The organism is Pseudomonas arvensis (genome assembly GCF_056688935.1).
The window spans coordinates 580,381-599,262 of the sequence record NZ_CP162038.1 but is presented as its reverse complement, the minus strand read 5'-3'; the positions used below and the strand labels follow the sequence as shown (position 1 = coordinate 599,262).

Sequence of the window (18,882 nt, the reverse complement as noted above, 5' to 3'; positions counted from 1 at the left end):
CGCGAAAGCGGGTTTTTTCGTTTCTGGGGTTTAAAAACTCTGCCAGCGTCTGCTGCTACGCCGCACCTGAGAAACTTTATCGTTTATCCTTGCAATGATTTGTTGCATCTCAAGTGAGGAAAACCCCGGATGATGATCCGCGATACCCGTCCCAAGACATCCCTTCTGCGTGGCCTGACCATCACTCTGCTCGGCCTGGCCCTGCTCTCGCCCGTCGCTTACTCTGCCGACAAAGTTTCCCTGACCTTGTACAACGGCCAGCACAAAGAAGTCGGCGATGAGCTCGCCAAGGCCTTCGAAGCCAAGACCGGCATCCACGTCAATGTGCGCAAAGGCAGCAGCAACCAGCTGGCCAGCCAGGTCGTGGAAGAAGGCGACCGCTCCCCCGCCGATGTGATCTATACCGAAGAATCTCCGCCACTGAACAAACTCGGCGAGCAAGGCCTGCTGGCCAAGATCGATGCCAGCACCCTCGACGTACTGCCCAAGGATTACGTCGGCAGCAATGGCGACTGGATGGGCGTGACTGCGCGCACTCGTGTCGTAGCCTTCAACCCCAAATTGATTGCCGAGAAAGACCTGCCCAAATCCGTACTGGATTTCGCCGGCCCCGAGTGGCAAGGCAAAGTCGGTTTCGTGCCGACCAGCGGCGCGTTCCAGGAACAGGCCGTGGCAATCATCAAGCTGCACGGCCGTGAAGCGGCTGAAGAATGGCTCACCGGCCTGCGCGCGTTCGGCAAGGTGTACAGCAATAACATGGTCGCCCTGAAGGCCGTGGAAAACGGCGAAGTCGCCACCGTCCTGGTGAACAACTACTACTGGTTCGCCCTGAAGAAAGAAAAAACCAACCTGGACTCCCAACTGCACTATTTCACCGACGGCGACGCTGGCGGCCTGATTACCGTGTCGTCCGCTGCCGCGCTGAAATCCAGCAAGCACCCCAAGGAAGCCCAGCAATTGCTGGCGTTCATGGCCAGTGAAGAAGGCCAGCGAGTCATCACCAATACGTCGGCGGAATATCCGTTGCGCAAAGGCATGGAATCCAATCGCGGCCTAAAGCCTTTCAGCGAGCTGCAACCGCCGAAAGTCACCCCTGCGGACCTGGGCAACGCCGAAGAAGCCCTGGAGCTGGAACGTGACGTTGGCTTGAACTGATGACCCCATCGCTCTCCGCTGCGGGGTTCAGCCCCCGCCGCAAACGCCCGTCGATCTGGCTGCTGCTGCCGGTACTGTTCCTGGTTGGCCTGAGCCTGTTGCCGCTGGCCTATGTCGGCCTGAAAGCCTGGCAGGCCGGGTGGGCGGAGGCTGTGCATCTGCTGTGGCGGCCTTATGTGTTCGGGCTGCTGCGCAACACCCTGGCGCTGATGGTTGGGGTGACGGTGACCTGCGGCGTGATCGGCCTGTCCCTGGCCTGGCTGCTGGAACGCAGCAACCTGCCTGGACGACGCATCTGGGGCGTGATCCTGTGCCTGCCGTTTGCGGTGCCTGCGTTTGTCAGCAGCTTTACCTGGGTGTCGCTGAGCGCCAACTTCGAAGGGCTGGGCGGAGCGATCCTGGTGATGAGCCTGTCCAAATACCCGCTGGTGTTTCTGCCTGTGGCGGCGACATTGCGCAACCTTGACCCTTCCCTGGAAGAGTCCGCTCGCACGCTGGGACTCAATCGCTGGGGTGTGTTTTTGCGCGTCACGCTGCCGCTGCTGTGGCCATCGCTGCTGGCGGGGGCATTGCTGATTGCGCTGCATATGCTGGTGGAATTCGGCGCCTTGTCGATCGTCGGCCTGCAAACCTTCACCACCGCGATTTACCAGCAATTCGAGCTGGAATTCAGTAACGCCAACGCCGCGATGCTTTCAGCAGTGCTGCTGGTGATGTGCCTGACCCTGCTATGGCTGGAGCTGCGCGTGCGCGGCAAGGGCCGACACGTACGTATCGGCCAGGGCGCGGCGCGGCATGCCGAGCAGGTCAAGCTGGGTAAATGGGCACCGCTGGGCCAGGTGTATTGCCTGGCGCTGGCAATCATTGGCAGCGGCATCCCCCTGGGAATGCTCGCTTATTGGTTGGCCGTCGGTTCGTCGGCAGCGTTTCCGGTGGCCGAGATCAGTGAGGCGCTGCTGTCTTCTCTGGCCCTGTCGCTCGGCGGCGCAGCATTGTGTCTGGTACTCGCCGTACCGGTCGGGTTGCTGGTGGTGCGCTACAAAGGTCAATTGGCGATCTGGGCTGAGCGCCTGCCGTATCTGCTGCACGCCCTGCCCGGCCTGGTAATTGCGCTGACGCTGGTGTATTTCGCCCTGCATTACGTGCCCGCGCTGTACCAGACGTCGGCCCTGCTGCTGATCGCCTATGCGTTGCTGTTTTTGCCGTTGGCCCAGGCGCCGATCCGCACCGCATTGAACAAGGCCGCGCCGCAATTGGAAGAGGCTGCGCGCACGCTGGGCGCTTCGTCGTTCAGCGCGTTTTGCCGGGTGACCTTGCCGATTATCTTCCCGGCACTGGGGGCCGCGTTTGCGCTGGTGTTCCTGGATGCGATGAAGGAATTGACGGCGACCCTGCTACTCAGTCCGACGGGACTGAACACACTGGCCACGGCAGTGTGGTCGCATACGTCGAATGTGGAATTCGCGGCCGCGGCGCCTTATGCGGCGTTGTTGATTCTGGTGTCGGGGCTGCCGGTCTATCTGTTAACCACTCGGATGTACTTGAGCCGCTGAGATCGCTATCGCCCCCACCACAGGTTGAAATACAGTCAACAGGTGGGAGGGGGCTTGCCCCCGATGAGGCCCGAACAGTCGACACTAGGCCCGAAACTGCCCCAAACTCGCCTTCAACTGCGCCGCCAACCCATCCAGCACCTTGCCACTGGCGGTCGTTTCAACCACCGCCTGCGCGGCACGCTCCGCCTGGGCATGAATCACCTCCACCCGCCCACGCACTGCATGGGCGCCCTGGGCCTGATGCTCAGCGGCACGGGTGGCCAGGCCAATCGCTGCGTGCACTTGCTCAACCGAAGCCTGGACCGTCTGCTGCAAGCGCACGCTGTCACGCAGCACCAGCAACCCTTCATTCGCCTGGCGCCCGGCCTTGCCGATGGTTTCCACCGCCTCACGCGCGCCCTGCTGCAACGCCACGATGTGCGCCTGGATGTCCCCGGTGGAGCTTTGAGTTTTACTGGCCAGCGCACGTACTTCGTCCGCCACCACGGCAAAGCCGCGCCCGGTCTCGCCGGCACGCGCCGCCTCGATGGCCGCGTTGAGGGCCAACAGGTTGGTTTGCTCGGCGATACCATGAATCACCGTCAACACCACCTCGATCTGCTCGCTTTGCTGAGCCAGCCGCTCGATCACCTGGGAGCCGGCCTGGACTTGCCCCGCCAGCGCCTCAATCAAACTGCCGACTTCGGCCGACGTTCGCGAGTTTTCATCGGTGGCCTGGCGAATATCAACGACCTGTTGCAATGCCGCTTGCATGGCATGGCTTTCGGCCTGGGCCTCGTCGGCCATTTGGGACAGCGCACGCAAGCTCTCGGCCACTTCATCGCGCTGCAAGCCAGCGGCCGCATCGGCACCGGCATTGCGCAAGGTCATGGCGCCGATTTCCACGCCGGTACGCTGGGCCACGTCCCCGGCCTCGCGCACGATGGGCTGCAACTTATCCACAAAGCGATTGACCGCCGAGGCCATGTCGCCAATCTCGTCCTTGCTACTTATCTGCACACGCTTGGTGAGGTCGCCCTCCCCCGCAGCCAGGTCGTCCATGGCCGCAATCAGCAGCTTCAGGCGATTGACCACACGGCGACCGAGCACGACCGCGATCAATGCCAATACGCCGAAACCAACCAGCGCCAGTCCCATGCCGATACGCCAGCGCAGCGTGCCCGCAGCCTCCTGCACGGCGCCAGTGGTGTTGGCGGTCATTTCGGTTGCGGTGGCTTGCGCCGACTGCAGGCGCGCGCCCATTGCCGCAGCGCTGTCCGCAGCTGCGCCTTTGAGACTGTCGCCGACCAACTGATCACCGCTGGCAATCAGCGCGGCAAAACGCTTGTCCAGTGCTTGCAGGTCAGCCTCGACCGACGCAGTCGATACGCCCATGAGCACCTTGCCGATTTCTACGCCATTGGGGCTGATGGAGGCCTCAACGTAGAACACCGAAGGATCGTTCTTCGCGGCATTCAGGACTTTGTCCAAGGCGCGGTCGCCCTGGCCTTTTTCCAGCAGCGCCTTGTTGATCGGATTTTCGCGGTTCAGGTAACGGGTCAGGTGCTCACCCGCCGCATCGTCGTAGACCACAAACAGCACGTTGGGATTGCGCTGGGCGCGCCGAGCAAACTCGGACAATGTGGGCACGTCGCTGTCCCACATGGCGCGGGGCGCCACCGAGGCCAGCAGTTGCGCCATGTCATTGGCGGAGTCCTTCAGGTCTTTTTCCAGGGTCGCACGCAGCTGCTTCTGTTCTTCCTGCAGGCGTGTGGAAAGGCCTGCCGTCAGGCGCTGGCGGGTGCTGGCAGACAAACTGTCGAGGCTTGAAGTGACTTCCTTGCCTGCCTGGGCCAACTCACCAGACAGCTTCTGGCTATCGATCCCCAGGCGACTGCCCAAATCAGCCTCCAGCGCAGTGACAGTGCTCCGGGTTAGAGCGACGGCCACCAGCACTTGCACCAAAAGGGCGATACCCAAGGTAACGAACACCGGTCGCAACAGACGACTTTGTAACAACGAAAGAACGGCAGACATCAAGAATCCCTCCACCACGGGTGCCATTAATTTGATGGCACCGCGAAAGAAAGAAACACAGCAAGGGTCGTGCCGCTTGGCGAACAGAAACGAAAAAGGGCTCCCGAAGGAGCCCTTTTCTTTTTACATCAACAGCTTATTAAGCGAACGGATGACGCAGAACGATAGTTTCGTTGCGGTCAGGACCCGTCGAAATAATGTCAATCGGCGCACCGATCAGTGCTTCGACACGCTTGATGTAGGCACGGGCGTTGGCCGGCAGTTCTTCCAGGGTCTTGGCGCCCACGGTCGATTCGGTCCAGCCCGGCACTTCTTCGTACACAGGCTGCAGGCCTACGTAGCTGTCAGCGTCAGTCGGAGCAACATCGTTGCCTTCTGCATCTTTGTAGCCGACGCAGATGTTGATGGTTTCCAGACCGTCGAGCACATCCAGCTTGGTGAAGCAGATGCCCGAGATGCTGTTCACATCGATAGCGCGACGCAGGATAACGGCGTCGAACCAGCCGCAACGACGGGCACGGCCGGTGGTAGCACCGAACTCGTGACCTTGCTTGGCCAGGTGCGCACCGACTTCGTCGAACAGTTCAGTCGGGAAGGGACCCGAACCTACGCGGGTGGTGTAAGCCTTGGTGATGCCCAGGATGTAGTCCAGGAACATCGGGCCAACGCCCGAACCGGTCGCAACGCCGCCAGCGGTGGTATTGGAGCTGGTCACGTACGGGTAGGTGCCGTGGTCGATGTCCAGCAACGAACCTTGGGCGCCTTCGAACATGATGTCTTTGCCAGCGCGACGCAGGTCGTGCAGCTCGGCCGTGACGTCCAGCATCAGCGGCTTGAGCAGCTCGGCGTATTCCTTGCACTCGGCCAGGGTCTTGTCGAACTCGATGGCTGGCTCTTTGTAATAACCGACCAGCATGAAGTTGTGGTAATCCACCAACTCACGCAGCTTGTCTTCAAAGCGCGGCATGTTGAGCAGGTCGCCCACACGCAGGCCACGACGCGCAACCTTGTCTTCGTAGGCTGGGCCGATGCCGCGACCGGTCGTACCGATCTTCAGCTCGCCACGGGCCTTTTCACGGGCCTGGTCCAGCGCAACGTGGAAGGACAGGATCAGCGGGCAGGACGGGCTGATACGCAGGCGCTCGCGCACCGGTACGCCTTTCTCTTCCAGCTTGATGATCTCGCGCAGCAGGGCGTCAGGTGCAACTACCACGCCGTTGCCGATCAGGCACTGCACGCCTTCGCGCAGGACGCCCGACGGGATCAGGTGCAAGACGGTTTTTTCGCCATCGATGACCAGGGTATGGCCAGCGTTGTGGCCACCTTGGTAGCGCACTACGGCGGCAGCATGTTCGGTCAGCAGATCAACGATCTTGCCTTTGCCCTCATCACCCCATTGGGTGCCCAGGACTACGACATTCTTACCCATAACACTTGTCCTCATTCGCGCAAACTTGGTGCCGGCGATGGCCGGCAGGAAAACTCAAGAAGCCAGTGGCGATACTTGCCAAAGCCCGTTCTGCAGAATCAATTGCCGGTCGCAGTCCGCATCACGGGCGGCGGCCAATGGCTGGCCAGGCAAAGCCTGGACAACACGCTGACCCTCACTGCGCAACTGGCATACCTGCTGCCAGAGTGCGGCGTCCGTACTGTCGGGCATCCAGATGCCACCAGACGGCAGCTCGACCTCAGCACGCCCCAGGGTCACCAGGGTTTTCAAATCGGTGGAGAAGCCAGTCGCCGGACGGGCGCGACCGAAGTCGGCGCCGATATCGTCGTAACGACCGCCTTGGGCGATGGCCTGTCCAACACCCGGGACAAACACTGCGAACACCACACCGGTGTGATAGTGGTAACCGCGCAGCTCGCCCAGATCAAAGTACAGCGGCAAATCGGGGAAGCGCGCCGATAACTGCTCGGCAATCGCCAGCACGTCATCCAGCGCAGCCAATACCGGCGCTGGCGCATTGGCCAGGCGCTCACGCGCAGCCGTCAGCACTTCACGACCGCCGCACAGGTTCACCAGCGCGCGCAGCATGCCGGCGAGATCCGCAGGCACGCCGTCGGTCAACGCGATGACTTCATCGATAGCCTTGCGCTGCAGGGCATCGAACAACTGCTGCTCGACCTCACCAGACAAACCGGCCGCACGGGCCAGGCCACGGTAGATACCAACGTGACCCAGGTCCATGTGGACATCGGGCACGTCAGCCAGTTGCAGCATGGCCAGCATCAAGCTGATCACTTCAACGTCACTGCTCGGACTGGCATCACCGTACAACTCGGCGCCCAACTGGATCGGGCTCCGGGAGGACGACAAGGCCCGCGGCTGAGCATGCAGCACGCTGCCGGCGTAGCACAGGCGGCTCGGACCTTCGCGGCGCAGGGTGTGCGCATCGATGCGCGCCACTTGTGGCGTGATGTCTGCCCTGAAGCCCATTTGCCGACCCGATTGCGGGTCGATAACCTTGAAGGTGCGCAGATCCAGGTCCTGGCCCGCGCCGGTCAGCAGGGATTCCAGGTACTCGATATGAGGCGTTACGACAAACTCGTAACCCCAGCTCTGGAACAGATCCAACACCTGGCGACGCGCTACTTCAATGCGCGCAGCTTCTGGTGGCAGTACTTCTTCGATGCCATCTGGCAGCAGCCAGCGGTCTACCGTTGCCATTACGCCATTCCCCTTTGATCCGGGCGGCCAGCCCTCGGCCGAGCCTTGAGTGAAGCAGAAAACACCCGCCCCCTGCATAAACCACGCGCAAGAGCGACGTGACGAACGGCCTGCAAACGGCCTCGTCGGGCACTTTCCTCGAAAAACCTGTCACGCCTGCCGAATCAAACATGCAGACGCAAAAAAGCCGGGAATTTCCCGGCTGCCGCATCATACACCCGTTTTCTGAAAGGATCACCCCGCCAGGCATTTTAGCCGCCCGACGGAGTGCGCCCTACAGAATCACAGGCTGGTTACTTGGACTTTTCCAGGTAGCGGAAGAAGTCGCTGCTTGGGTCCAGCACCATGACGTCGGTTTTGTTCGCGAAGCTCTCACGGTAGGCGCGCAGGCTGCGGTAAAACGCATAGAACTCCTGGTCCTGGCCGTAAGCCTTGGCGTAGATCGCCGCAGCCTGGGCATCACCATCACCACGCGCCTCTTCAGACTCGCGATAGGCTTCAGCCAGCAGTACGCGACGCTGACGGTCTGCATCCGCACGGATACCTTCAGCCAGCTCGTTACCCTTGGCGCGGTGCTCACGGGCTTCACGCTCACGCTCGGTACTCATGCGCTCGAACACGCTGCGGTTCACTTCCTTCGGCAGGTCGATGGCCTTGACCCGCACATCGACAACTTCGATGCCCAGCTCTTTTTCCGCCATCGTGTTCAGCGAACGCGTGATGTCAGCCATCAGCGCATCACGTTCACCGGATACCACCTCGTGCAGGGTGCGCTTACCAAACTGGTCACGCAGGCCCGATTCCAGACGACGGGACAAACGCTCGTCGGCAATCTGCTTGAGGCCGGAGGTCGCGGTGTAGAAGCGCTCGGCATCCTTGACGCGCCACTTGGCGTAGGCGTCAACCATCACGGCTTTCTTTTCCAGGGTCAGGAAGCGTTGTGTCGGTGCATCCAGGGTCATCAGGCGGGCGTCGAACTTGCGCACCTGGTTGACGTAGGGGACTTTCACATGCAGGCCCGGCTGGACATCTGCCTGGACCACGCGACCGAATTGCAGCAGCACCGCACGCTCGGTCTGAGCCACGATGTAGAAGCAGTTCCAGGCAGCGATGACCACGACGACGCCCACAATCAGGGCGGTCAGCGATTTATTGCTCATCAACGACTCTCCCTGGTACGTGATTGCTGTTGCAGCAAGTCAGCGGCTGCACGAGCGCTCGCTTCGTTGGCAGCGGCATTGGAGCCGGAGGCCGGGGCGCTGGTGCTGCTACGACCACCTTCGATCATCTTGTCCAGCGGCAGGTACAGCAGGTTGTTCTGCCCACCCTTGCTGCCGGTCACGAGGACCTTGCTGGTGTTGCTGAAGACTTCCTGCATGGTGTCCAGGTACAGACGCTCGCGGGTGACTTCAGGGGCCTTGCGGTACTCGGCGACCAGCTTGGTAAAGCGATCTGCCTCACCCTTGGCGCGGGAGACCACTTCATCGCGGTAACCGTTGGCATCTTCGATGATGCGCTGGGCCTGACCACGGGCTTCCGGCACGACGCCGTTAGCATAGGTTTCAGCCTGGTTGCGCGAACGCTGCTCGTCTTCACGGGCGCGGATCACGTCATCGAAGGCTTCCTGCACTTCACGCGGTGCCGCTGCGCTTTGTACGTTCACCTGGGTAACGGTGATACCGGTGCGATAGGTATCGAGGAACCGTTGCAGGCGCTCCTTGATTTCGCTGGCCATCAATTCACGACCTTCGGTCAGTACCTGGTCCATCGCAGTGGAACCCACCACATGGCGCAGGGCGCTTTCGGTCGCGTGCTGCAGGCTGATTTCCGGCTGATCAACGTTCAGCACGAAGTCCTGCAGGTTGCTGATCTTGTACTGCACGGTCAGCGGCACTTCGACGATGTTCTCGTCTTCGGTCAGCATCTGGCCCTGCTTGGTGTAGGCACGCTCACGCGTGACGTTCTCCATGTACTTCTTGTCGATCGGCGGGAAGTAGATATTCAGGCCCGGGCCGACAGTCTCGTAGTACTTGCCGAAGCGCAGCACCACGGCCTGCTCCTGCTCATCCACGACGTAGACGGCGCTGTACAGCCATACCGACGCCAGCACGACAAGACCCAGGCCCAGCAGGCCATAGCCACCGCCCTTGCTGGTACGACCACCGTCGTCACCACCACGTTTTTTTCCACCACCGAACAACCCATTCAGGCTTTCCTGCAGCTTTCGGAAGGCCTCGTCGAGATCTGGTGGCCCCTTGCGGTCGCCATTATTGCGGCGCTTACCACCCCAAGGATCCTGATTATTCGAGTTGCCACCCGGCTCATTCCAAGCCATAGCGCTCTCCATCTGATAAAGCAAAGACGCACCCACGGCGCGCCGACCAATGCTACAGAATGCCTGCTACTGCGGCACAACCGCTTTCGGAGGCTTTTATTGCAAAGTGTGTTGTTCGATGAACTCTGTCGGGACTACACCCTCACGGCTGACCAGCCGATTGAGCTCCGAGCGCGGCAACCGAACGGCCAGCAAGCTGACACCTTCTTCGTCGTGTTCTTCTTTCTGTACCGCGCCCAGCTCGAAAAACTGTGCACGCAGTCGAGCAAAACGCTGAGGCAAGCGCAAGGTGCCGACAAACAAATCGCTGCCGAGCAACTCGGCGATGGCTTGTTCAAGCAGCTCCAAGCCACTGCCATCTCGCGCCGACAGCCATACCCGCTGGGGTTTGCCGTTCTCGTCGCGCTGGATTTGTGGCTCAACGCCTTCAAGCAAATCGAGTTTGTTATAGACCTCAAGGATCGGCAAGTCCTGGGCGCCAATCTCGCCCAGCACCACCATCACCTGTTCAATTTGCAACATGCGATCCGGTTCAGCCGCATCGATCACGTGCAACAACAGGTCGGAATTGCTCGACTCTTCGAGCGTAGACCGAAATGCCTCGACCAGCTTGTGGGGCAAGTGACGAATGAAACCCACGGTGTCGGCCAGGACGATCGGCCCGAGGTCGCCAATGTCCAGGCGGCGCAGGGTCGGGTCGAGAGTGGCGAAGAGTTGATCGGCGGCGTACACGTCGGATTGGGTCACGTTGTTGAACAGCGTTGACTTGCCGGCGTTGGTATAGCCCACCAGGGACACGGTAGGGATATCCGCGCGAGAACGCCCGCGTCGCGATTGCTCGCGCTGGCTGCGTACTTTTTCGAGGCGGCCCTTGATCTGGCGCAGGCGAACCCGCAGCAGGCGCCGGTCGGTTTCGAGCTGGGTTTCACCCGGGCCACGCATGCCGATGCCACCACCCTGACGCTCAAGGTGAGTCCAGCCGCGAACCAGCCGGGTGCTCATGTGGTCAAGCTGGGCCAGTTCTACCTGGAGCTTGCCCTCATGGGTACGGGCGCGTTGGGCGAAAATATCGAGGATCAGGCCGGTACGGTCGATCACGCGACACTCGAAAACACGTTCGAGGTTACGTTCCTGACTGGGCGTGAGGGTGTGATTGAAGATCACCAGATCGGCTTCTTCGGCGTGGACCAGGTCGCGCAGTTCCTCGACCTTGCCGCTGCCAATCAGAAATTTGGCGGTTGGCCGATGACGCGGCACGTTAAAAAACGCAACGGTCTCGGCGCCGGCCGAATTTGCCAACTCCTGAAACTCCTGCGGATCTTCGCGCGCCTCAGGGTCCTGTCCATCCAAGTGAACGAGGATTACCCGCTCACCACCACCGTGGCGCTCAAAGAACAAAGGAGACTCCTATCAGGCGTTACCTGGCTCAGCGTCACCGACTTCGTCACCTGCTGCGCTAGGCAGACGGATTGGACGAACTGGAACGACTGTCGAGATAGCGTGCTTGTAAACCATCTGGCTGACGGTGTTTTTCAGCAGGATCACGAACTGGTCGAACGACTCGATCGTGCCTTGCAGCTTGATACCGTTGACCAGATAGATGGAAACCCCCACTTTCTCTTTACGTAAAGTATTCAAGTAAGGGTCTTGTAGCGAATGCCCTTTTGACATGTGCCGCACTCCTTTAAGGATCAATAATAAAAAATCGGAAAATAGATAGCTCATGGCCGTCACACCCCCAAGGATAGACGGCAATTGCAAGGACTCAGCTCAATATGGAGACCGTTCCCAAGTATTTCAAGGCGCGTGACAGATTGTCGCTGTCCAGGCTGTCCAACCAGTGCAAATCGCTCCAGCTGCGCAGCCAGGTGAACTGGCGTTTCGCCAATTGGCGCGTGGCAATGATGCCGCGCTCCTGCATTTCGGCTGACGTCAGCTTGCCATCCAGATGATCCCAGACTTGGCGATAGCCTACAGCGCGTATCGAAGGTAACCCTGGATGCAGGTCACCTCTGGAACGCAGTGCTACGACCTCGTCGATAAACCCCTGTTCCAACATAATTGTGAATCTTTGTGCAATTCGTTCATGCAGCACCTGACGATTTGCCGGAGCGATGGCCAGATTCGCCACAGTATAGGGCAATTGTGACTGTCCAGAAGCGCCTGCGTCAGCACTTTGCGCACTTTGTTTCAGGCGTAGTTCAGTCATGGTCTGGCCGCTGACACGCCAGACTTCCAGAGCACGACTGAGACGCTGGGGGTCGTTGGGGTGAATGCGCGCGGCCGAGACCGGATCCACCGCCGCCAACTGGTCGTGCAAGGCTTGCCAACCAAGGCGTGCAGCCTCTTCTTCGAGTTCGGCACGCACTTGGGCATCAGCCGGCGGCATATCCGCCAGACCTTCCTGCAAAGCCTTGTAGTAGAGCATCGTGCCGCCCACCAGCAGCGGAATGTTGCCCCGTGCGGTGATCTCGGCCATGGCGGCCAGGGCGTCGGTGCGAAAATCCGCGGCCGAATAGCTCTCGGCCGGGTCGATGATGTCGATCAAACGGTGCGGATGCTCAGCCAATAGCGCTTTAGACGGCTTGGCCGTACCGATGTCCATGTCCCGGTAAACCAGGGCAGAGTCGACACTGATCAGCTCGCATGGCAACACCTTGGTCAGCTCGATGGCCAGGTCGGTCTTGCCGGCGGCCGTTGGGCCCATCAGAAAAATCGCGGGGGGCAAGATACTCATCAACGGCCGCGCAGGAACAGTTTGTCCAGATCGTCCAGGCCCATTTGGGTCCAGGTCGGTCGGCCATGGTTGCATTGGCCGCTGCGCTCGGTGTTTTCCATGTCACGCAGCAGGCCATTCATTTCCGGCAGGGCCAGACGGCGGTTGGCGCGAATGGCGCCGTGACAGGCCATGGTGCCGAGCAGCTCGTTGATGTGCGCCTGGATACGGTCACTGGTGCCGTACTCCATCAGGTCTGCCAGCACGTCGGCCACCAGCCGGTTGGCTTCGGCTTGCTTGAGCAGCGCCGGAATCTGGCGGATTGCCAGGGTTTCCGGCCCCAGGCGTTGCAGTTCGAAGCCCAGTTTCTGGAACACGCTGTGGTGCTCTTCGGCGCAATCGGCTTCACGCTGACTGACGGCCAGGGACTCCGGCACCAGCAGCGGCTGGCCGCTGAGGCCTTCGCTGGCCATGGCGATCTTCAGGCGCTCGTACATGATCCGCTCGTGCGCGGCGTGCATGTCCACCAGCACCAGGCCGTGGGCGTTTTCCGCGAGGATATAGATACCTTTGAGCTGCGCCAGCGCATAACCCAGCGGCGGAATATCACCGCCACCTTCCGGCAAGGCCACTGCGCCCGGCTCGGCACCCGGCAGCGGCGCGAAAAATTCGCGGTAGGCCGCCTGGGCCTCGGCCACAGGCACAGTCGACTGCGGTCGCGGTGTGTATTGGTATTGATAGCCCGCGCCCGCACCGGAGCCCGGCGCGGTATACGCAGGTTGCGACTGCGGCGATTGCAGCAGGTTGGCCGCCAGGCTCATTTCGCCCTGAGGCCCAAACTCGCCAGCTTCGGGACCGCTCGGACGCACCACCGCCGTCACTATCGGCGCCGACAATTGATCATCCGGGCGCACGTCGCCCAGCGCGCGGTGCAGGGTGCCATAGAGGAAGTCATGCACCATGCGCCCGTCACGGAAGCGTACTTCGTGCTTGGTCGGGTGCACGTTGACGTCGACCACCGAAGGGTCAACCTCAAAGAACAAGACAAATGTCGGATGCCGCCCGTTGAAAAGCACATCGCGATACGCCTGGCGCACCGCGTGGGCCACCAGCTTGTCGCGCACCGCACGGCCATTCACAAAGAAGTACTGCAAGTCCGCCTGGCTACGAGAGAAAGTCGGCAAGCCAACCCAGCCCCAGAGCCGCAAGCCATTGCGCTCGATCTCGATCGGCAGCGCCTGCTCCAGGAACCCACCGCCGCAAATCGCCGACACTCGCCGAGCGCGCGCGGCGTCGTCATGGGCTTCGTGCAGGCTGAGGATGGTCTTACCGTTGTGCCGCAGGTGGAATGCCACGTCGAAGCGGGCCAAGGCCAGGCGCTTGATGACTTCTTGCAGGTGATCGAATTCGGTTTTCTCGGCCTTGAGGAATTTGCGCCGCGCCGGGGTGTTGAAAAACAGGTCGCGCACTTCCACCGACGTGCCCACCGGGTGTGCCGCCGGCTGGACCCGCGGCGCCATGTCCCGGCCTTCGGTTTCCACTTGCCAGGCCTGCTCGGCATTACGGGTGCGGGAAGTCAGGGTCAAGCGGGCCACGGAACTGATCGAAGCCAAGGCCTCACCGCGAAAGCCCAGGCTCATGACCCGTTCGAGGTCTTCCAGGTCGCGGATTTTGCTGGTGGCGTGACGGGCCAGGGCCAGCGGCAGGTCATCGGAAGAAATGCCGCTGCCGTCGTCACGTACCCGCAGTAACTTGACGCCCCCCTGCTCCACGTCGACATCAATGCGCTTGGCACCGGAGTCGATGCTGTTTTCCAGCAGCTCCTTGATCACCGATGCAGGGCGCTCAACAACCTCGCCCGCTGCAATCTGGTTAGCCAGGCGCGGGCTGAGCAACTCAATGCGCGACCCGCTGTTCAAGGTAGATTCGCTCATTACTGCGCCGCCAATTCAGTGCCTGGGATGGTCAACACCTGGCCAACTTTCAACTCATCGGTCTTCAGGTTGTTGGCACTGCGCAACGTCGCGGCCGAGACCTGGAAGCGCACCGCCAGCATCGCCAGGGTATCGCCGGGCTGCACACGATGGTCACGCGGGCCTTGGGCGATCTTGCCGGAGTCCCGCAGCCAGGCGATGTAGGTGCCAGGCGGCGGGTTTTGCTGGAAGAACTGACGCACACCGGCGCTGATGGAGCGCGCCAAGGCCTGTTGGTGGCTGGCACTGGCGAGCTTGGACGCTTCGTTTGCGTTGGAGATAAACCCGGTTTCCACGAGGATCGACGGGATGTCCGGTGACTTCAGCACCATGAACCCGGCCTGTTCAACACGCTGTTTGTGCAGCGAAGTCACGCGACCGATGTTGCTCAGGACCTTCTGGCCGACGTTCAGGCTGGAGGTCAGCGAGGCCGTCATCGACAGATCGAGCAATACACCCGCGAGCATCTTGTCCTTGTCGTCCAGGGACACGTTGCCGGCACCGCCGATCAAGTCGGAACGGTTTTCGCTGTCGGCCAGCCAACGAGCGGTCTCGGACGTAGCGCCGCGATCCGACAACGCAAACACCGAGGCACCGAACGCAGCGGTCGAGGGCGCCGCATCAGCGTGGATCGACACGAACAGGTCAGCCCCCTTCTTGCGGGCGATTTCGGTACGGCCGCGCAGCGGAATGAAGTAGTCGCCAGTACGGGTCAGCTCGGCGCGATAGCCTTTCATGCCGTTGACCTGGCGTTGCAGTTCACGGGCGATGGCCAGTACCACGTCTTTTTCATGCTGGCCCCGCGAGCCGGATGCACCGGGGTCTTCACCGCCGTGGCCGGCGTCGATCACTACGATAATGTCGCGCTTGCCCGCCGGGGCAGGCGGCGGTGGCGGCAACTTGACTTGGGGCTGCGACGGGTTGACCGGCACGGCGGGCACAGTCGCCACGGCCGGTGTCGGCGCAGGCGGCGGTGCGGCATCGGCGGCGTTGTCGAACAGGTCGACCACCAGGCGGTTGCCATACTGGGCATTCGGCGCGAGGGAGAAGCTTTTCGGGGTCACGACTTTTTTCAGGTCGATGACCACACGCAAGTCGGTCGGTGTGCGCTGGGCCGAGCGCATGGCGGTAATCGGGGTGTTGGCGGTGGACACCTTCAGCGGCGCGGCCAGGGTCGCGCCGTTGATGTCGATCACCAGGCGATCAGGCGCCGTGAGGGTAAAGACGCTGTGCTGGACCGGGCCAGACAGGTCGAACACCAGTCGCGTGTTATCCGGCGCTCGCCACAGGCGAACACTCTTCACCTGTGAAGCAGCCAGAGCATTGACAGTCATTGCCGCAAGCAACACCCCTACGACAGCAACCAACGCGCGAAAGCGCATACCTAACCCCACCAATTATTTGAATTCCAATACCAGAGCAGCACACCACGATTCACCGCGTGGGCTCTGGGGCAACAACTTCAGCTGACGTCCTGATTCATGCGGCGTAATGGTAATGGTCAGGTCCGGCTTTGGCAAAAAGCCTGTGCCTTTATCTGGCCACTCGATCAGGCACAGTGGGTCATCATCGAAGTAATCACGGATGCCCATGTACTCCAGCTCTTCAGGATCGACCAGGCGATAGAGGTCGAAGTGAAAAGCACGCACCGCACCGATCTCGTAAGGCTCGACCAAGGTGAACGTCGGGCTTTTCACCGCCCCCGTGTGGCCCAACCCACGAATGATGCCCCGTGACAGCGTGGTCTTGCCCGCCCCCAGATCGCCTTCGAGAAAGATCAATCCCGCGCCGCCCGTGACCTGCGCAATGCGATAACCGAACGCGACCATGGCGTCTTCATCGGCCAGGAAAAGGATTACTTCAGGCACGGCGACTGCTCCTCCAACAATTGACGAATGGCCGGTATCAGGTCGCTGGCCGCCAGGCCGCGCCCCAGGCTGCCCTGGCGATCCCCCGCCGTGGCGTGCAACCACACGGCCAGGCAGCTTGCTTCATAAGCCGGCATGCCTTGGGCCATCAGCGCACCCACCAGGCCGGCCAATACGTCGCCCAAACCTGCCGTCGCCATTGCCGGATGGCCCTGATCACAACGGGAAACACGGCCATCGGGGCTGGCAATCAAACTGCCAGCACCCTTGAGGATAGCCACTGCCTTGAATTTCTGGCTCAACGCGCGCGCTACCTTAAGGCGGTCGGCCTGTACCTCGGCTGTCGAAATGCCCAACAAGCGCGCGGCCTCGCCCGGATGCGGCGTAATCACACTACCGCTCGGAAGACTCACAGTACCGGCCGCCAACTGATTCAACGCGTCTGCGTCCCACACCTGCGGCAGCTGCGCGTTGGCGGCAACCGATATCAGGCTTTTACCCCAGGACGCCTCACCCAGGCCCGGACCAATGACGATGACCGAGATTTTTTCCAGCAAGCCCATAAGCTGGTTGGCTGAGCTCACGCCTACGGTCATGACTTCCGGCATGCGAGCCAACGCGGCAGGCACGTGCTCAAGGCGAGTCGCCAGTGACACCATGCCCGCCCCGCTGCGCAAGGCACTTTGCGCGCTCAACAGCGCTGCGCCGCCAAAGCCGCGATCGCCACCAATGACCAGCAAGTGGCCGAACTGGCCTTTATGGGCGTCCGGGGAACGCGCAGCCAGTTGCGGCAAATGGCCGTGCAACAAGGACTGAACGTCGGTTATTTCGTGTTTTGTCTGCGGCATGCGTCTTCAAGCTCCGATGTCTGGCAGAATTATACGCATCTAACCTGTGGTTTCCCGTGTCTCATGCCCGCTATTACCTCCGATCTGCCCGCCCTCGCCCAATCGATCAAAGACTGGGGCCGCGAGCTGGGCTTTCAACAAGTCGGCATCAGCGGCCTGGACCTGGCTGAGCATGAACAGCACCTGCAACGCTGGCTCGACGCGGGCTACCACGGCGAAATGGACTACATGGGCGCCCATGGCAGCAAACGCTCGCACCCTGACGAGCTGGTTCCCGGCACCTTGCGCGTGGTCTCGCTGCGCATGGACTATCTACCCGGCGACACTCAAATGGCGCAACTACTGGCCCAGCCGGAAAAAGCCTACATCTCGCGCTACGCCCTGGGCCGTGACTATCACAAGCTGATCCGCAAGCGCGTACAGCAACTGGCCGACCGAATTCAGGCGCAGATCGGCCCGTTTGGCTTCCGCGCCTTTGTCGACAGCGCTCCTGTACTGGAGAAAGCCATCGCCGAAAAGGCCGGCCTGGGCTGGATCGGTAAAAACACCCTGGTACTCAACCGCAAGGCTGGCAGTTATTTCTTCCTCAGCGAGCTGTTTGTCGATTTGCCGCTGCCGGTGGATGAGCCCCATAGCACCGAACACTGCGGCCGTTGCACGGCGTGCCTGGATATTTGCCCGACCAACGCCTTTGTCGGCCCTTACGTGCTGGACGCCCGGCGCTGCATTTCCTATCTGACCATCGAACTCAAGAGCGCCATTCCTGAAGACCTGCGCCCGCTGATTGGCAACCGCGTGTTCGGCTGCGATGACTGTCAGATCGTTTGCCCGTGGAATCGTTTCGCCCGCGCCACCACCGAGGGCGATTTCAAGCCTCGGCATAACTTGGATAACGCAGAACTGGCCGAACTGTTTATGTGGGACGAGGATAAATTCCTGAGCAGCACCGAGGGCTCGCCCCTGCGCCGCGCCGGCTACGAGCGCTGGCTGCGCAACCTGGCGGTGGGCCTGGGCAATGCGCCGTCGAGCATTCCGGTGCTGGAAGCCTTGAAGGCGCGCCGGGATTACCCCTCGGAGCTGGTACGCGAGCATGTGGAATGGGCGCTGAACCAGCACGCTACGCGCTAGTGCACGTCGTCGTTGTAGACGAACTTGGGCATTTCCCAGTGAAAACGGATCGCCAACAGGCGCAATAGAAAGCCGCTGAACAGGGTCAGCAGGATCGCTTGCTCGCTGGGCAATTGCAGATACAAACAGAGCAAATAGAACCAAGCGGCTAGGAACGACACGCTGGCGTAGAGCTCGCGGCGGAAGATCAGCGGAATGTCGTTGCAGAAAATATCCCGCAGGATGCCGCCAAAAACCCCGGTGATCACGCCGCTCACTGACGCCACCAACATACCGTGCCCCATTTCCAGGGCAGTCATGCAACCGATCAGCGTGAAGGCCACCAGGCCCAAGGCATCCAACGCCAGGAACAACGAGCGCAGGCGGCGCATCAGGGGCGCGATAAAGATTGTCACCAGCGCCGCCACCGAGGTCAGCACCAGGTACTCCGGGTGTTTGACCCATGTCAGCGGGTAATGCCCCAGCAACACATCCCGCACCGAACCGCCACCCAGCGCCGTTACACAGGCAATCAGCACCACGCCGAACCAATCCATGCCGCGACGCCCCGCAGAGAGGGCACCGGTCATGGCTTCGGCGGTGATGGCGATCAGGTAAAGCATCAGCAGCATGATGG

16 protein-coding genes are annotated in these 18,882 nt (G+C 61.2%); 3 read left to right on the top strand and 13 right to left on the bottom strand.

Features of this window, described 5'->3' with window-relative positions; genetic code table 11:
• The first annotated feature begins 129 nt into the window (after nt 1-129).
• Both AB3G88_RS02640 and AB3G88_RS02635 read left to right on the top strand, forming a co-directional pair.
• The gene (locus AB3G88_RS02640) at nt 130-1,155 is read left to right on the top strand and encodes an iron ABC transporter substrate-binding protein (protein ID WP_112193129.1); all 1,026 of its coding nucleotides are present in this window, start codon (nt 130-132) and stop codon (nt 1,153-1,155) included.
• A complete protein-coding gene (locus AB3G88_RS02635; protein ID WP_480453093.1) occupies nt 1,155-2,708 on the top strand; it encodes an ABC transporter permease in 1,554 nt (517 codons plus the stop codon). Before AB3G88_RS02640 ends, AB3G88_RS02635 begins: the two co-directional genes overlap by 1 nt.
• A gap of 84 nt (nt 2,709-2,792) precedes the next feature.
• Here the strand turns inward: AB3G88_RS02635 and AB3G88_RS02630 are convergent, their stop codons facing one another.
• From AB3G88_RS02630 to AB3G88_RS02575, 12 genes are all read right to left on the bottom strand, one after another.
• A complete protein-coding gene (locus AB3G88_RS02630; protein ID WP_112193125.1) occupies nt 2,793-4,727 on the bottom strand; it encodes a methyl-accepting chemotaxis protein in 1,935 nt (644 codons plus the stop codon).
• A gap of 139 nt (nt 4,728-4,866) precedes the next feature.
• The gene (locus tag AB3G88_RS02625) at nt 4,867-6,156 is read right to left on the bottom strand and encodes an adenylosuccinate synthase (RefSeq protein ID WP_032890489.1); all 1,290 of its coding nucleotides are present in this window, start codon (nt 6,154-6,156) and stop codon (nt 4,867-4,869) included.
• 54 nt (nt 6,157-6,210) lie between these two features.
• Nucleotides 6,211-7,398 (bottom strand): ATP phosphoribosyltransferase regulatory subunit, encoded by a 1,188-nt coding sequence (locus tag AB3G88_RS02620; RefSeq protein WP_099583673.1) that lies wholly within the window; start codon nt 7,396-7,398, stop codon nt 6,211-6,213.
• 293 nt (nt 7,399-7,691) lie between these two features.
• Entirely contained in the window at nt 7,692-8,558 is an 867-nt protein-coding gene (gene hflC, locus AB3G88_RS02615) for a protease modulator HflC (RefSeq protein WP_010213607.1), read from the bottom strand.
• Nucleotides 8,558-9,733 (bottom strand): FtsH protease activity modulator HflK, encoded by a 1,176-nt coding sequence (hflK, locus tag AB3G88_RS02610; RefSeq protein WP_099583674.1) that lies wholly within the window; start codon nt 9,731-9,733, stop codon nt 8,558-8,560. Before hflK ends, hflC begins: the two co-directional genes overlap by 1 nt.
• Nucleotides 9,734-9,829: 96 nt before the next feature.
• Nucleotides 9,830-11,131 carry a ribosome rescue GTPase HflX gene (hflX, locus tag AB3G88_RS02605; RefSeq protein WP_099583675.1) on the bottom strand — a complete coding sequence of 434 codons (1,302 nt, stop codon included), beginning with the start codon at nt 11,129-11,131 and terminating at the stop codon, nt 9,830-9,832.
• Nucleotides 11,132-11,143: 12 nt separating this feature from the next.
• Nucleotides 11,144-11,404: an RNA chaperone Hfq gene (hfq, locus tag AB3G88_RS02600; protein ID WP_071482778.1), complete on the bottom strand. Its 261-nt coding sequence runs from the start codon at nt 11,402-11,404 to the stop codon at nt 11,144-11,146.
• Nucleotides 11,405-11,498: 94 nt separating this feature from the next.
• Nucleotides 11,499-12,470 (bottom strand): tRNA (adenosine(37)-N6)-dimethylallyltransferase MiaA, encoded by a 972-nt coding sequence (miaA, locus tag AB3G88_RS02595; protein ID WP_099583676.1) that lies wholly within the window; start codon nt 12,468-12,470, stop codon nt 11,499-11,501.
• Nucleotides 12,470-14,383, bottom strand: coding sequence for a DNA mismatch repair endonuclease MutL (gene mutL, locus AB3G88_RS02590; protein ID WP_112193121.1), 1,914 nt, complete (start codon nt 14,381-14,383; stop codon nt 12,470-12,472). Before mutL ends, miaA begins: the two co-directional genes overlap by 1 nt.
• Entirely contained in the window at nt 14,383-15,804 is a 1,422-nt protein-coding gene (locus AB3G88_RS02585) for an N-acetylmuramoyl-L-alanine amidase (RefSeq protein ID WP_099583678.1), read from the bottom strand. Before AB3G88_RS02585 ends, mutL begins: the two co-directional genes overlap by 1 nt.
• A 15-nt stretch (nt 15,805-15,819) precedes the next feature.
• Nucleotides 15,820-16,290: a tRNA (adenosine(37)-N6)-threonylcarbamoyltransferase complex ATPase subunit type 1 TsaE gene (gene tsaE, locus AB3G88_RS02580; RefSeq protein ID WP_400530418.1), complete on the bottom strand. Its 471-nt coding sequence runs from the start codon at nt 16,288-16,290 to the stop codon at nt 15,820-15,822.
• Nucleotides 16,278-17,138, bottom strand: coding sequence for an NAD(P)H-hydrate dehydratase (locus AB3G88_RS02575; protein ID WP_099583680.1), 861 nt, complete (start codon nt 17,136-17,138; stop codon nt 16,278-16,280). The genes tsaE and AB3G88_RS02575 overlap by 13 nt, the downstream gene beginning before the upstream one ends.
• Nucleotides 17,139-17,201: 63 nt before the next feature.
• On the opposite strand from AB3G88_RS02575, the gene queG reads away from it, so the two are divergent.
• Nucleotides 17,202-18,266, top strand: coding sequence for a tRNA epoxyqueuosine(34) reductase QueG (gene queG / locus AB3G88_RS02570; RefSeq protein ID WP_112193117.1), 1,065 nt, complete (start codon nt 17,202-17,204; stop codon nt 18,264-18,266).
• On the opposite strand, the gene AB3G88_RS02565 is transcribed toward queG, so the two are convergent.
• Nucleotides 18,263-18,880: a trimeric intracellular cation channel family protein gene (locus AB3G88_RS02565; RefSeq protein WP_170827587.1), complete on the bottom strand. Its 618-nt coding sequence runs from the start codon at nt 18,878-18,880 to the stop codon at nt 18,263-18,265. The genes queG and AB3G88_RS02565 overlap by 4 nt on opposite strands.
• Nucleotides 18,881-18,882 lie beyond the last annotated feature (2 nt).